A 14390-nucleotide genomic window follows, 5' to 3' on the forward strand; every position below is an offset into this window, starting at 1 on the left:
CGTCTTACGGCATCAACGGCGGAATGTACGCCAGCGTCGTGCCCAGCGCCCACAGCAGGAACAGCACCAGCGGCGTGTGAACGAGCAATTGCACGAACGAGAAGCCGATCAGGTCGCGGGCTTTGAGGCCCAGTACACCCAGCAGCGGCAGCATGTAGAACGGGTTGATCAGGTTCGGCAACGCTTCGGCGGCGTTGTAGATCTGCACCGCCCAGCCCAGGTGGTATTTCAGGTCGTTGGCGACTTGCATCACGTACGGCGCTTCGATGATCCACTTGCCGCCACCGGACGGAATGAAGAAACCGAGGATGGCCGAGTACACGCCCATCAGCAGCGCGTAGGTGTCGTGGGAGGCGATGCTGGTGAAGAACGTCGAGATGTGGTGCGCGACGGTCTGAGCGTCACCGCCCTTGACCGTGGTCAGCAGCGCGGCAATCGAACCGTATAGCGGGAACTGAATCAGCACGCCGGTCGTGGTCGGCACGGCGCGGGCCACGGCGTCCAGGAAACTGCGCGGACGCCAGTGCAGCAGGGCACCGACCATGATGAACAGGAAGTTGTAGGTGTTCAGGCCGGAAATCGCGGTGATCGCGGGTTTGGTGCTGAATTCGTTATACAACCAGCCGGACGCCAGCACGACCATCAGAATGATCAGCAGCGGGCTGTATTCCAGCCACTCGCCCGGACGGGTGCGCGGTGGCAGTGGCGGCATGCTGAACGCCGGGTCGACACCGCAATCCTTGGCTTCGCGGGCACTGTTCGGGCCGGGCGCGGTGGCGTAGGCGACGATGATCGAGATCACCACCAAGGCCAGCAACATGACGCCCGACTGCCAGAGGAAGATGGTCTGGGTGAACGGGATCATCCCGGTAATCGCCAGAATCGACGGCGGCAGGCTCGCCGGGTTGGCTTGCAGTTGCGCGGCGGACGACGACAGGCCCAACGCCCACACGGCGCCGAGACCCAGGTACGCGGCGGCACCGGCGGCGCGGTAGTCCATTTTCAGGTCGGTACGACGGGCCAGCGCACGCACCAGCAGACCCCCGAACACCAGCGACAGGCCCCAGTTCAGCAGGGACGCGACCATGGATATCAGCGCGACCCAGGCCACGGCCGAACGACCGTTTTTCGGGATACGGGCCAGACGGTCGATCAGCTTCACCGCCGGTGGCGAGCTGGCGACCACGTAACCGCCGATGACCACGAAGGCCATTTGCATGGTGAAGGGGATCAGGCTCCAGAAACCGTCGCCGAACGCTTTGGCGGTGTCAGCAGGTTTAGCGCCGATGACCAGCGTGGCCAAGGTGACGATGACCACGGCGAGGGCGGCGAACACCCAGGAGTCGGGGAACCAGCGTTCGGCCCACTTGGCGCAGCGCAGGGCAAATCGGGCGGAGCGGCTTTCTTCAATATCAGCGGCCACGTAGGGATACCTCTTGGAGTTGTTATTAAGGGCTATTGAAATAGCTGTTTTTAGGGTTGGCAGTGGTACGAAAAAGATGAAGCTCTAGATACAGCAAAGCCCCTTCGTTGCGGAAGGGGCAGAGTGGCATAACGATATGACGACTACTGACTCGTTCCTGTAGGAGTGAGCTTGCTCGCGATTGGACCGATCAGACACTGCGTGGGTGGCTGAACAATCTATCGCGAGCAAGCTCACTCCTACAGGGGACGAGTCGGGCTGAAGCCTGAACTCATCAGAACGTCATTTCCTTCACGTCATCCGGCACTATCAGCTTGCCGGCGGTCTTGGCGATGATCTCTTCGACCGTCACGCCCGGGGCGGTTTCGCGCAGGATGAACGCGCCGTTTTCGATCTCCAGATAGGCCAGATCGGTCAGGACTTTCTTGATGCAACCCGCGCCCGTCAGCGGCAGGCTGCAACGGGACAGGAGTTTGGACTCACCGTCCTTGGACGCGTGGGTCATGGTCACGATGATGTTGTCGGCACCGGCCACCAGGTCCATCGCGCCGCCCATGCCTTTTACCAGCTTGCCGGGGATCATCCACGACGCGATGTTGCCGTCGACGTCGACTTCGAACGCGCCCAGCACGGTCAGGTCGACATGGCCGCCACGGATCATGGCGAAGGATTCGGCGGAGTTGAAAATCGACGCGCCAAGGCGGGCGGTCACCGTCTGTTTACCGGCGTTGATCATGTCGGCATCGATCGTTTCTTCGGTCGGGAACGCGCCCATGCCCAGCAGGCCGTTTTCCGATTGCAGCATCACGTCGATGCCGTCAGGGACGTAGTTGGCGACCAGGGTCGGGATACCGATGCCCAGGTTCACGTAAAAGCCGTCTTGCAGTTCGCGCGCAACGCGCTGTGCCATTTGTTCGCGGGAGAGTGCCATGATCGTGGGTCTCTTTTATTCTGTCCGGCGTGTGAAAGCCGACGTTTCCAAAGGGATAAGCGTTCGAGTGCGAAGCGGGAGATCAGGCTTTCCTGATCGTGCGCTGTTCGATGCGTTTCTCGAAGGTGCCCAGGATCACGCGGTCTACATAGATGCCAGGCGTGTGGATTTCGGTCGGCAGCAGCACGCCCGGCTCGACGATTTCCTCGACCTCGACCACGGTGATTTTCCCGGCGGTGGCGGCGATCGGGTTGAAATTCTGTGCGGTGTGACGATAGACGACGTTGCCGAAGTGGTCGGCTTTCCAGCCTTTGACGATCGCAAAGTCGCCGGTGATGGCCTCTTCGAGAATCACGTTACGGCCGTTGAACTGGCGGGTTTCCTTGCCTTCGGCGACCGGGGTGCCGTAACCGGTGGCGGTGTAGAACGCGGGGATGCCAGCACCGCCTGCGCGCATTTTTTCAGCGAGGGTGCCTTGCGGGGTGAGTTCGACTTCCAGCTCGCCGTTGAGCAACTGCTCCTCGAACAGTTTGTTCTCACCGACGTAGGACGCGACCATTTTGCGGATCTGCCGGTCTTCCAGCAGGATGCCGAGGCCGAAGCCGTCGACGCCGCAGTTGTTCGAGACCACCGTCAGGCCTTTCACGCCCATGCGCTTGATGTGGGCGATCAGGTTTTCAGGGATACCGCACAGGCCAAAACCGCCCGCCAGTACCGTCATGTTGTCGGTCAGGCCAGCGAGGGCCTCTTCGTAAGTTGCAACCCGTTTGTCGAGTCCAGCCATGGTGATATCCCGCCTGATTTGTAGTTGTGTCTGACAATCATGCTGCCAGAGAGCGTTGTTTGCATCTTCTCTCTGTCTCAGTGATTTGTTAATTTTGTTTTTTTCATAGATTGATAAGTAATTCAAATATATGAACGTGAAACAGCTCCGAGCTTTTCTGGCCGTCGCGCAGTCCTTGAGTTTTGCGCAAGCAGGGGAGCGCCTGCACTTGTCGCAACCGGCGCTGAGCCTGACGATCAAGGCGCTGGAAGAGGACTTGGGCGGTCAATTGCTGACCCGCACCACGCGCAATGTCAGCCTGACCCCTGAAGGCGAAACGCTGCTGCCACTGGCCCGGCAGCTGTTGGCGGATTGGGACAACGCCGAAGAACTGCTGCGCCAGCGCTTCACCTTGCAGATGGGCAAAGTGTCGATTGCCGCGATGCCGTCGTTCGCGGGGAATTTGCTGCCGATCGCGCTCAAGGTGTTTCGCGGGCGCTACCCCAGGGTCAACGTCGCGGTGCACGACGTGATCAACGAGCAAGTGTTGGAAATGGTGGATCACCGCCGCGTTGAATTGGGCATCGGCTTCGAACCCGAGTCCGCCAACAACCTGACCTTCACGCCGTTCTACACCGACCGTTTCGTCGCGGTGGTGCCGATGGATTCGCCCTTGGCGGCGAAAGGGGAGGTGACGTGGGACGAGCTGCTGCGCCACGACTTCATCACCCTGCAACGGCCCTCCGCCGTGCGGTTGTTGCTTGAGCAGGATCTGCAAACCCAGCACGGCAAGCTCTCGGTGGCGTTTGAAAGCCATCAGCTGTCCACGGTCGGCCGCATGGTGGCGAACGGGTTGGGGGTCAGCGCCGTGCCCTCGTTGTGCATTCAGCAAATGCAGGAGTTGGGCGCCCGCTGCATTGCGCTCGAAGGGCCGCGCATCGAACGGCGGATCGGGTTGATGACCCTCGCCGATCACAAACTGTCAGCCGCGGCGCAGGCGTTAAGGGATGTGTTGATTGAGTGCGCCCAAACCCCATTACTGTAGGAGTGAGCTTGCTCGCGATAGCGATATGCCTGCCCCAGATTCGAGACCTGACCCTCCGCTATCGCGAGCAAGCTCACTCCTACAGTCATAGACCGTATTCATTTAGATGAATGGATGAATGGCAGGGCTTTTCGGCCACTTTCCAAGAAAAAACCACTGCGACGAGTTGCCGCATCCGGTATCGTTTGGCCATCTGAAACAAAGTGTTTCAGAAAACCTTGAATAAGAATCGAACGATTAAGGGGTCACTCTTGGACTTGTCGTCTGCTGCGTGGGTGTTTCATGACACCCGCCTGATCATCTGCTGCCTGATCGCCATTGCCACGATCATCGTGTTGATCAGCGCCACCAAACTCCCGCCGTTTCTGTCGATTCTGGTGGGTACTTTCATCGCAGGGATAGGTGCGGGGCTGCCAGCGGAGGCGGTTGCAAAAGCGTTCAGCAAAGGCGCGGGCGGGATTCTCGGGGAAGCGGGGATCATCATTGCGCTCGGTGCCATGCTTGGCGCGCTGATGGCGGAATCGGGGGCGGCGGATCGCATCGCCTCGACGCTGCTAGGGTTGGGCAAGGGCAAGACGCTGCCATGGGTGATGGCGCTGGTGGCGATGGTCATCGGCCTGCCGCTGTTCTTCGAGGTGGGGTTGGTGATGATGGTGCCGATCATCTTCGTGATGGCGCGTCAGTCGAACCTGCCGCTCCTGAAAATCGCGATTCCGGCGTTGGCGGGCATGACCACGCTGCATGCACTGATGCCTCCCCATCCGGGGCCGCTGATTGCGGTCAGCGCGTTGCACGCCGATCTGGGCCTGACCATGTTGCTGGGCATCTGCATTGCGATTCCGGCGGTGATTCTGGCCGGTCCGCTGTACGGCAACTGGCTGTCCAACCGCCTGCACATTGAGGCGCCCGCCGAACTGGGCGAGCTGTTTTCTGCCAAATCCAACGTGAACCGTCAGCCGGGGTTTGGTATTTCCCTGCTGATCATTCTGTTGCCGGTGATTCTGATGCTCGGCAGCACGCTGGCCAAAGTGGCGATGGAGCCGGAAAGCAACGTCGCGCTGACCCTGAAATTCCTCGGCGAACCGCTGGTGGCCTTGGGGATCGCCGTGCTGGCGGCCACGGTTTGCCTCGGCTGGGCCAACGGCATTTCCCGCGAACAGGTGGGCGGCACGTTGCGTAAAAGCCTCGCGCCGATTGCCGTGCTGTTGCTGACCATCGGCGCCGGTGGTGGTTTGAAGCAGACCCTGCTGGACGCCGGTGTCAGCCAGACCATCAGTAAAGTGGCCGAGGGCGCGCACATGCCGTACCTGCTGCTGGCCTGGCTGATCGCCGTGGCACTGCGTCAGGCGACGGGTTCTGCCACCGTGGCGACCACTACGACCGCAGGTATTCTCGCGCCGATGATGGCGGGCCTGGCGCCGATCGAAGCGTCGTTGGTGGCGTTGGTGATCGGCGCGGGTTCGGTGTTCTTTTGCCACGTCAACGACGCGGGCTTCTGGATGGTCCGCGAGTATTTCGGCTTGCAGCTCAAGCAGACGATCTGGGTGTGGTCGGTGTTACAGACCATCGTCTCGGTCGTGGGCCTGATCGGCACATCGCTGTTATGGCATTGGTTGGTGTGATGCCTGCCTGAATTCCACTCAACCCCTGTGGGAGCTGCTGGAGGTTACGACAGCTCCCACAGGGAATGCTGCGTTTCATCAGCATCGCGGTGTTCAGCGTTCAGGCTCTGAAAACCCGATAGCGACTATCAAGACGACTGATTTCAGCTGGAATGCCCCGGCGCGTAGCCTTGGCTTCATTCCAGAAACGAGCCGAATGGAGGCTCCGATGAACCGTCTTCTTGCCCTTGCCCTGTTGTTTTCCGTCGCCGTCGTTTCTGGCTGTGCCGCTGGCAATCATCCCGAACTGCGTCCTTACACCGCTGAAGAAACCCACCAGTTGGCCCTTGAAGACCTCAACCGTCGCGGCCTGTCCTACGACGATTACCAGGCCCGCAAAGCCCAGTTGATGGCCCAGCCTCAATTGCAGCAAGCCCACGAATTCGACAACCGCGGCGAGTTCAACGCCGAGGTCAGCACGGCTTCCAAGGCTCGCCAGGGCTGAACGCTGTACGCCAATACAGTTGCTGTGACCTGAGTTTTGCCAGCTAACTGTACGGACGAAAGTCAGCCTTACTGTCCATGTGTTTCCCGCCTCGCTTTCGCTAGCGTGGCAGGCAGAAAACAACACACTGGACCCGTCTCATGCTGACTCCCGACCTGCTGCTCGCCTTTATCCTGTTCGCCCTTGTTTCATCCATCACACCGGGTCCCAACAACACCATGCTGCTGTCCTCGGGCGTGAACTTCGGTTTCAACCGCACCATCCCCCACATGCTCGGCATCAGTTGCGGTTTCGCGTTGATGGTGCTGGCGGTCGGCTTCGGGCTGGGGGCGGTGTTCAAGGCTTATCCCGTGCTCTACACCGTGCTGCGTTACGCGGGCGCGGCGTATCTGTTGTACCTGGCGTACAAGATCGCGACCTCAGGCCCCGCCAACGAAAGCGATGCAGGCAAAGGCAAACCGATGAGCTTCCTCGGCGCGGCAGCATTCCAGTGGGTCAATCCCAAGGCGTGGGTGATGGCGGTCGGCGCGATCAGCACGTACACGCCCATGAATGGCTATTTCACGAACGTTGCGGTGATCGCGCTGGTGTTCGGCATCGTCAACCTGCCAGCGGTGGGGATGTGGGCGGGGTTTGGCAGCCTGTTGCGCAACGTGCTGCGAGATCCGCTGTGGTTGCGGGTGTTCAATGGGGTGATGGCGGCGTTGTTGGTGTTGTCGCTGTACCCGCTGTTGGAGCACTGATTCGGTCTGTCGGACGCCACGTCCGGAACATGAAACGGTGATTGAACTGAGGGAGCGAATTCATTCGCGAAAGGGTGGTACATCCGACAGAGATTTATCGGGCGTGCCGACGTATCGCGAATGAATTCGCTCCCACAGGGAAATGCGTTTAGCTGCTTACAACGCCAGCTTCAAATGCCCACCCGCCTCTTTATGCCGCGCGTTCGTACGGTGTTGCAGCCCCAGCAGGAAATGATCCAGCCCGTCGTGCAGTCGCTGGGTCAGCAGTTCGTCGAGGTCCCCACCGAGAGCGTTGTCGCCGTAGCTGATCTGGGTGTCGATGGCGAACACGCCGTGCAGCACTTCCTGACATTTGAGCGCAGAGAGCACCGGCTTCAGCGCGTAATCCACGGCCAGCATGTGCGCGATGCTGCCACCGGTGGCGATGGGCAGGACGACTTTGCCGTGCAGCGAACGCTCCGGCAGCAAATCGAGCAGGGTTTTCAACGCGCCGGAAAACGAGGCCTTATACACCGGCGTGCCGATCAGCAGGCCGTCGGCCTTGGCCACAGCGTCGATAAAGGCGATGACTTCGGGGCTGTCGAAGCGTGCGTAAAGCAGGTCTTCGGCATTGAAGTCCTGGATGCGGACAGGCTTCACGCCGACGCCGTGATCGGTCAGCCACTGTGCCGCGTGTTTCAGCACCACGCCCGAGCGTGACCGGGTCGATGGGCTGCCTGAAATTGAAACGACCAACATGTTCAGATTCCTTGGGGTCAGTCACCCGAGGTGCAACGTGCACCGTACAGGCCGCGTGCAACGCGAAAGTGAGTGGGCGGATAGACCCTGTGACAGTTTTAAAGCAGCATGCGTGCCAGCGTAGCCGACGAACGTGTTGCCCAATGATTGCGCGGGCTCCACGACAGTTGTGCGTAAACGCCTGATGATGCGAACTGATGCAGGCGGAGGCAAGTGTTGAATAGGTGTTGTTGGGGCAACAGTTGCGGGTATCTCGGCGCCATTGCCTTTAGCTGGATGAACAAAACGCCAGCCAAAAAAAATCCCCGCAGCCAACGACTGCGAGGATTTTTGCTTTTGCTTTTGCTTCTAACTTGCCACTTGAAGCTTCAAGCTCGAAGCTGCTCCTTTAGTTCCGGAACATCGCACCCGTCTGGATGATGTTGTTCGAACCCAAGAGCTGGCTCACGTAACGGCTCCAACGGGTGATGTTGGCCGGGCCGACAAACACGACGTCTTGCGCCGCCAGCTCGAAACCCTTGGCCAGCGCGTAACTGGTCGGTTTCTTCGCGTTCAAGTGATACACCGTCGCCGAGTGGGTCGCGTCCTGCGCCCGAATCACGTAAACGGCCTCTCCGTCCGCCGCGTCCGGGCTCAGGCCGCCGGACGTGCCGAGGGCTTCAAGCAGGGTCACGCTGGTGGTGCTGAACGAAATCACCTGTGGACGCTGAACCTCGCCCAACACGTAGATCTTGTTTTTCGAGTTGCTGTTCAGGTGCAGGTAGTCGCCGTCCTTGAGGTAGATCTTGCTCAGCTGCGAGTCCTTGCGGTTCAGCGAATCGACGTCGATCACGTAGTCCTTGCCGTCGCGACGCAAGGTCAGGCCAGCGAGGTTAGCGTCGGTCAGGTCCAGGCCAGCGGTGCTGATCGCTTGCACCAGGCTCAACGGGATGTTGGTGATCGGTTGTGGCCCCGGCGCTTTGAACGCACCGGACAGGAGGATGCGCTGGCTGTTGTAACGCAGCACTTTCACGTCCACCTTGACCTCGGTGTATTGCGGCAACAAGCCCATGCGCAGTTGTTCGCGAATCTGCGAAACGGTCTTGCCCGCCGCTTGAATACGACCGACATACGGGAAGAACACCGTGCCGTCGTTCAACACTTCGCGGCTGTTGGCGTCCAGTTGTTCCTGAGAGCCGGGGGCGGTCAGTTCAGGGTGTTCGAACACGGTGACCAGCAGGGCATCGCCCGGCCCGACCACGTATTCAGGGGTTTTGTAGGTCATCAACTCAGGTGGCAATGGCTTGGCCTGGGAAGCAGCCGTTTTCTGCTGCTGGGCCAGGGTTGTCGGAGTGATCTGGACGAGCGTGACCGCCGGACCGTCAGGGTCCTTTTCAGTGACATCGCTCAGTGACATGTATTGACCGGGGGCGAATGCGCAGCCTTGCAAAACCAGACTGGAAAGCAGCACTACCGCTAACGTTACTTTCATATGAATGTTCCTTCTAATCCTAATAGGTGCGTACTGGCACCGCAGTGATTTCATTGCATCCCTTACTCACACCGAACAGCGGATCACGTTATTTCATGCACCCATGCACCTCCTGCCGCGCTCGTCAGCGACGGCCACGTCGTTTTTATTGGCAGATTTTTTAAAATGCGTTCTTGTTGACGAAGCCTTTGAAGAGCGTCAGCAGGATGATTTTCATGTCCAGCCAGACCGACCAGTGCTCGATGTACTGCAGGTCGAATTCCACGCGTTTTTGCATCTTGTCCAGCGTGTCGGTCTCGCCACGCCAGCCGTTGATTTGCGCCCAGCCGGTAATGCCCGGCTTGACCTTGTGCCGCAGCATGTAGCCCGAGACCTGCGTGCGGTATTGCTCGTTGTGCGCCACCGCGTGGGGGCGCGGGCCGACGATGGACATGTCGCCGCGCAGCACGTTGAAGAATTGCGGCAGCTCGTCCAGCGAAGTGCGACGCAGGAAGGCGCCCAGCGGCGTGATCCGGCTGTCGTTGCGCGTGGCCTGGGTGACCACGTCGCCGTTCTCCTGAACGCTCATGCTGCGGAATTTCCAGACCATGATCGGTCGGCCGTCCAGCCCGTAGCGACGTTGGCGAAACAGCACAGGACCTGGTGAGGTGAACTTGATGGCCAATGCGATCAGCATCAGCGGCAGGGCGATCATGCCGAGGATCACGCTCGACAGCACAATGTCCTCGATGCGCTTGACCACGCTCCACGCGCCGTCCATGGGCGAGTCGAAAATGCTGATGCTCGGCAGGCCGTTGATGCTTTCGGTGCGGGCGTGCAGCAGCTCGAACATGAACACGTCCGGGATCACGTAGACCGACGCGGTGGTGTCGCTCAGGCCCTTGATCAATTCCTGAAGCCGCGCCTGGGCGCCAAGGGTCAGGGTGATGTAGACCTTGTCGATCTTGCCGTCGCGGGCATCGGCGATCAGTTGATCCAGGTCGCCCAGCACCGGAATGCGCCGACCGATCCGCGCGAGGTCCATTTGCTCCGGGGTCTCGTCGTAGAAACCCAGCAGGTCCAGGCCCATCCACGGCGCGCTTTCGATGGACATCGCCAGACGTTCGCCGCAATGGCCGGTGCCGACGATGGCGACGCGACGGGCGTTGAAGCCGCGAGCGCGCAAGGTGTGCAGCACGCTGCGAATCGCCAGCCTATAACCGCACAGCGCCATCATGACGGTGGCGAACCACGCCATCTGGCTGTTATTCGCCAGGTTCGCCGGGTGCAGCAGCAGGTAATCCACGGTCAACAACAGGATGAACGCCAGCCCCCAGTAATTGGCGACTTTCAGCAGTTCGCGCAGGATGCGTTCGCCGCGCCACGAGCCGTAGAGCTGGTGGTACTCAGCGAGCCAGTGGAACGCCACGGCCGCCAGGAGGATTTGCATCCAGGCTTCGGCGTCCATCTCCGAGCCTGCGATGAGGTTGACGCAATAGCCGCCGATGGCGATCACCGCCAGATCCAGCAGGCGGTGGGCGACAGACAAGGACGATTGATGAGCATGCAAGATGCCGCGAAGAGGTGTGCTCATGTTCGGTGCTCGCTCAGACAGATTTAATCGGAACAACGCGGGCGGCGAGGTCGCCAGGGACCAGGCTTGAGGCAGACAAACTGGGTGTAACAAGGCTCGGCGCTGGCTGCGTGGCCCGGTATTGCGCGGGCTGGCGGGCCTGGCGCGAGGCGCTCAAGCGCATCTCGACGAACTGACGCATTTCCTGCTCGAAGCGGGCTTCGCTGAACCGCTCGGCGTTGATGCGACAGGCCTGTGCAGTGATGCGCCCGCCGGACGCTTCGAAGGTCTCGACCGCCTCCATCAACGATGCGGCGCTCTGCTCCGGATAAAACACCCCAGTTGGCTGCGGATGATCCAGCCCGCAGACGGTTTCCAGCACGCCGCCCTTGCCGAAGGCGATGACCGGCGTGCCGCAGGCCTGCGCCTCCACCGGGCTGATGCCGAAGTCTTCCTCGGCAGCGAATACGAAGGCCTTGGCGTTGCGCATGTGTTCCTGCAACACCGCGAACGGTTGATAACCGAGCAGCGTGACGTTAGGCGCGTGGGCCGCCACAGCTTTGGCTTTTTCCATCTCCGGGCCGTCGCCGACCACCACCAGACGCTTGTCCGGCATGGCAGCGAAGGCTTCGATGATCATCGGCATGCGCTTGTAGGGCACCATGCGCGACGCCGTGAAGTAGTAATCCTGTTTGGTCTCTTGCAGGGTGAAACCGTTGGTGTCCACAGGCGGGTAGATCACCGTGGATTCGCGACGGTAGGACTTGGTGATTCGGGCGCCGATGAAGTGCGAGTTGGCGATGAAGTCATCGACCCCTGCGGAGGTGCGCTGATCCCACATCCGCATGTAGTGCAGGATCATCCGTGCGACCTTGCCTTTGAGGCCGCTGTTCATGTTGGCTTCTTTCAGGTACTGGTGCTGCAAGTCCCAGGCGTAGCGGATGGGCGAGTGCACGTAGCTGATGTGCAATTGGTCCGGGCCGCACAGCACGCCTTTAGCTACTGCGTGGCTGCTGCTGATGATCAGGTCGTAACCGGACAGGTCCAGTTGCTCGATCGCCATTGGCATCAGCGGCAAATAACGCTGATATTTGGTGCGCGCCTTGGGCAGACGCTGAATGAACGTGGTCTTGGCGACCTTGCCGCCCAAATGGGCGCGGTCCTGATCGCTGAGGAAATCGATGACGGAAAACAGATCCGCCTCGGGCCAGATATTGATGAGCGCGGCCAAAACCCTTTCGGCACCCGCGTACGTCACCAGCCAGTCGTGGACGATTGCAATTTTCATTGGAATTCTCTGCATTAACGGCTCACGAAAACCCGCTACGTCGAGCGAAGCTCGCGCAGGTTTTCCCAGAGCGGTTGTCATTGGCGCATGCACGGCTTCAGACGCTGATGGTTTGCGCCTTCGCCTTGCGATTATTGAGACGTTTTCCAAGTTGGATAAAAGGTGTCTCGATGTAGCGGAAAGACAGATGAGACGCCCCGAGGGTCAGGAGGGTGGCGACGACCGCAAGGGTCAACGCCGAAGCCCCGCTGCTCTTTAGAAGAAACTCGGCCAGCATCAACATTGAAGGGTGAAGCAGGTACAGCGAGTAACTCACCGCGCCCAACCACACCAGCGCGGGGTGGTCCAGACGCACGCTGCGGGTCAGCAACAGAAAACTGCTGATGGCCAGCGCGTAGGTGAAGCAGTAACGGCCCCATGTTTCCCCGGTGCCCATGTCCTTGCTGTACGCCATGATCAGCGTCGGCATCAGCAGCACGGCGAAGGCAATCAACAGCGTTTTCAGGTTGCGGGTCAGTTCTTTGCTGTGTTCGGCCAGCAGCCACTGGCGCCACACCGAACCGAAGAACATCAGCGACAACGCCAACGGCAGGGCGACCGGCAACTTGCGCTCGCTCACCGCGCGAACCACGGCCATGGCCAGGGCCATCAGCAAGAACAGCAACGAACAACGGGTGCGGAAGGTCTGGTCATACAGCTTGCCACCGATGAACAGCGCCAGGCACAAGGCGTAGAACACCAACTCGATGAACAGCGTCCAGTACAACCCCACCACGTCATCGAAGCCCAGGGCCGCTTGCACCATCGTCACGTTGGCGATGATCTGGGCGAGGGAGGGCAGCGGAGCGTCGGTCAGTCTCAGCATCACCACGAACAACAGCAGCGACAGCCAGTACGCCGGGTACAGCCGCATGAAGCGTGAAATCAGAAACCGCTGCGCGCCGTCGGGACCGGGCTTGAGGCTGTAGGGGATGACCACGCCGCTGATCATGAAGAACCACAGCACGCCCAGCTTGCCGGGGTCGATCAGGTAATCGAAGACCCAGACATGACCGATGATCGGCGCATAGAGGTGCGTGAACACCACCATCAGGGCCGCGATGCCGCGCAGCGCGTCAAGATAGGCCAAACGTTTCATGGGCGTGCCTCAGAGCTTGCTGGACGATTCACGACGCAGGGCGTCATTGCCGGTGCTGGTGCGTCGGTCCTTGGGCTGGTTGAGCAGGGTGTCGATGCGCTGCGACACCCGCCGCGCCGACTCGTCCCAGGAAAACCGCGCCACGTTGTTCAGGCCGCGTCGTCGCAGCGACTGGCGCAGCGGCAAGTCCACCAGAATGCGTTCCATCGCCGAGGCCATGTGCGTGACGTCCATCGGGTCGAAGTACAAGGCGCTCGCCTGCAACACTTCCGGAATCGATGCCGCGTTGGCGGCCAGCACCGGGCAGCCGCAGGCTTGCGCTTCCAAAGGCGGGATGCCGAAGCCTTCATACAGTGAAGGGAACACGAACGCCGTGGCGCCCTGGTATTGCGCGATCAGTTCGTCGTCGCTCAGCCGCCCGAGGAAACGGATGCGTTTGTCGCGGCTGGCCAGGCGTTGCAGGTTGTCATCGGCAAACACGTCACTCGCCCCACCGACGATGTGCAGTTGCAGGTCGTCGTGGTCGCGCAGCATCAGGAACGCCTGAATCATCCGGCTGAAGTTCTTGTGCGCGCTGGGCGAGGACACAGCGAGCAGATAGTCGGGGTGATCCTTGAGCGGCGGCCCCGGCTGGAACGCTTCGCTCACCGCGTTGGGCACCACGAAAATCTTCTTTTCCGGGTAGTTGTAAAACTGCGAAATCTCGCCCTTGGAAAAGTTGCTGACGGTCAGCAGCGCCTTGATGCGCGACAGCATGATCGGCGTCATCGTCCGGTACAGCAGGCGAAAGGCACGGGTGTAGCTTTCAGGGTGACGCACGTACGTGACGTCGTGGTGAGTCGCGATCTGGTTGCCATAGAACAGCGGCGCCGTGCTGCACAGGGAAATCAGCAGCGGGTTGCCGTTGCGGCGCAGGTACAGCGGCAGGTCGAGCTGTTCCCAGACGTGGCCGCTGTGGCTGCCGATGCACTGCACGTCGAGGGCGCGGGCCGTGTCGTGCATTTTGATGCCGTGAGGGGCGACGAAAACCACGTCGTCACGCAGCTGTTTGAGGGCCAGACAGGTCTGTTCCGCGAAGCGTTGGACGCCGCGCAACTCCTGAGTCAGAAAACGTGCATTGATCACAATCATTGTGGGCGACCTGATAGAAGATGAAGGGGTCGTAAGTCCTGAGCTCAATCCGGAATGGACG

The 14390-nt window shown here is 60.4% G+C and carries 13 protein-coding genes; 4 read left to right on the forward strand and 9 right to left on the reverse strand.

The window, feature by feature from the left end:
* Positions 1 to 4: 4 nt before the first annotated feature.
* From ACWKWE_RS18460 to ACWKWE_RS18470, 3 genes are all read right to left on the reverse strand, one after another.
* Complete coding sequence (locus ACWKWE_RS18460) at positions 5 to 1423, reverse strand: short-chain fatty acid transporter (protein ID WP_166597963.1); 1419 nt, start codon at positions 1421 to 1423, stop codon at positions 5 to 7.
* Positions 1424 to 1697: 274 nt separating this feature from the next.
* Complete coding sequence (locus ACWKWE_RS18465; RefSeq protein ID WP_166597964.1) at positions 1698 to 2354, reverse strand: CoA transferase subunit B; 657 nt, start codon at positions 2352 to 2354, stop codon at positions 1698 to 1700.
* A gap of 82 nt (positions 2355 to 2436) precedes the next feature.
* On the reverse strand, positions 2437 to 3138 hold the full coding sequence (locus ACWKWE_RS18470; RefSeq protein ID WP_483851311.1) for a CoA transferase subunit A: 702 nt from the start codon (positions 3136 to 3138) through the stop codon (positions 2437 to 2439).
* Positions 3139 to 3268: 130 nt separating this feature from the next.
* Here ACWKWE_RS18470 and ACWKWE_RS18475 point away from each other — a divergent pair, with 130 nt between their 5' ends.
* The 4 genes from ACWKWE_RS18475 to ACWKWE_RS18490 all read left to right on the forward strand — a co-directional run bounded on the left by ACWKWE_RS18475 (position 3269) and on the right by ACWKWE_RS18490 (position 7011).
* Complete coding sequence (locus ACWKWE_RS18475; protein ID WP_166597966.1) at positions 3269 to 4162, forward strand: LysR family transcriptional regulator; 894 nt, start codon at positions 3269 to 3271, stop codon at positions 4160 to 4162.
* Positions 4163 to 4413: 251 nt separating this feature from the next.
* Positions 4414 to 5784 (forward strand): GntT/GntP/DsdX family permease, encoded by a 1371-nt coding sequence (locus ACWKWE_RS18480; RefSeq protein WP_483851312.1) that lies wholly within the window; start codon positions 4414 to 4416, stop codon positions 5782 to 5784.
* 208 nt (positions 5785 to 5992) lie between these two features.
* The gene (locus tag ACWKWE_RS18485; RefSeq protein WP_166597968.1) at positions 5993 to 6268 is read left to right on the forward strand and encodes a hypothetical protein; all 276 of its coding nucleotides are present in this window, start codon (positions 5993 to 5995) and stop codon (positions 6266 to 6268) included.
* 140 nt (positions 6269 to 6408) lie between these two features.
* The gene (locus ACWKWE_RS18490) at positions 6409 to 7011 is read left to right on the forward strand and encodes a LysE family translocator (protein WP_341959021.1); all 603 of its coding nucleotides are present in this window, start codon (positions 6409 to 6411) and stop codon (positions 7009 to 7011) included.
* A 156-nt stretch (positions 7012 to 7167) separates the two neighbouring features.
* On the opposite strand, the gene ssuE is transcribed toward ACWKWE_RS18490, so the two are convergent.
* The 6 genes from ssuE to ACWKWE_RS18520 all read right to left on the reverse strand — a co-directional run bounded on the left by ssuE (position 7168) and on the right by ACWKWE_RS18520 (position 14329).
* Positions 7168 to 7749 (reverse strand): NADPH-dependent FMN reductase, encoded by a 582-nt coding sequence (gene ssuE / locus ACWKWE_RS18495; protein WP_483851313.1) that lies wholly within the window; start codon positions 7747 to 7749, stop codon positions 7168 to 7170.
* A gap of 388 nt (positions 7750 to 8137) precedes the next feature.
* A complete protein-coding gene (locus ACWKWE_RS18500) occupies positions 8138 to 9220 on the reverse strand; it encodes a polysaccharide biosynthesis/export family protein (RefSeq protein WP_166597971.1) in 1083 nt (360 codons plus the stop codon).
* Between the two features lie 160 nt (positions 9221 to 9380).
* Positions 9381 to 10793 (reverse strand): undecaprenyl-phosphate glucose phosphotransferase, encoded by a 1413-nt coding sequence (locus ACWKWE_RS18505; protein WP_166597972.1) that lies wholly within the window; start codon positions 10791 to 10793, stop codon positions 9381 to 9383.
* Between the two features lie 13 nt (positions 10794 to 10806).
* A complete protein-coding gene (locus ACWKWE_RS18510; RefSeq protein WP_166597973.1) occupies positions 10807 to 12060 on the reverse strand; it encodes a glycosyltransferase family 4 protein in 1254 nt (417 codons plus the stop codon).
* A 97-nt stretch (positions 12061 to 12157) separates the two neighbouring features.
* A complete protein-coding gene (locus tag ACWKWE_RS18515) occupies positions 12158 to 13198 on the reverse strand; it encodes an acyltransferase family protein (protein WP_483851314.1) in 1041 nt (346 codons plus the stop codon).
* 9 nt (positions 13199 to 13207) lie between these two features.
* A complete protein-coding gene (locus ACWKWE_RS18520; protein ID WP_483851315.1) occupies positions 13208 to 14329 on the reverse strand; it encodes a glycosyltransferase family 4 protein in 1122 nt (373 codons plus the stop codon).
* Positions 14330 to 14390: the final 61 nt, after the last annotated feature.

Source organism: Pseudomonas salicis, from assembly GCF_057128705.1.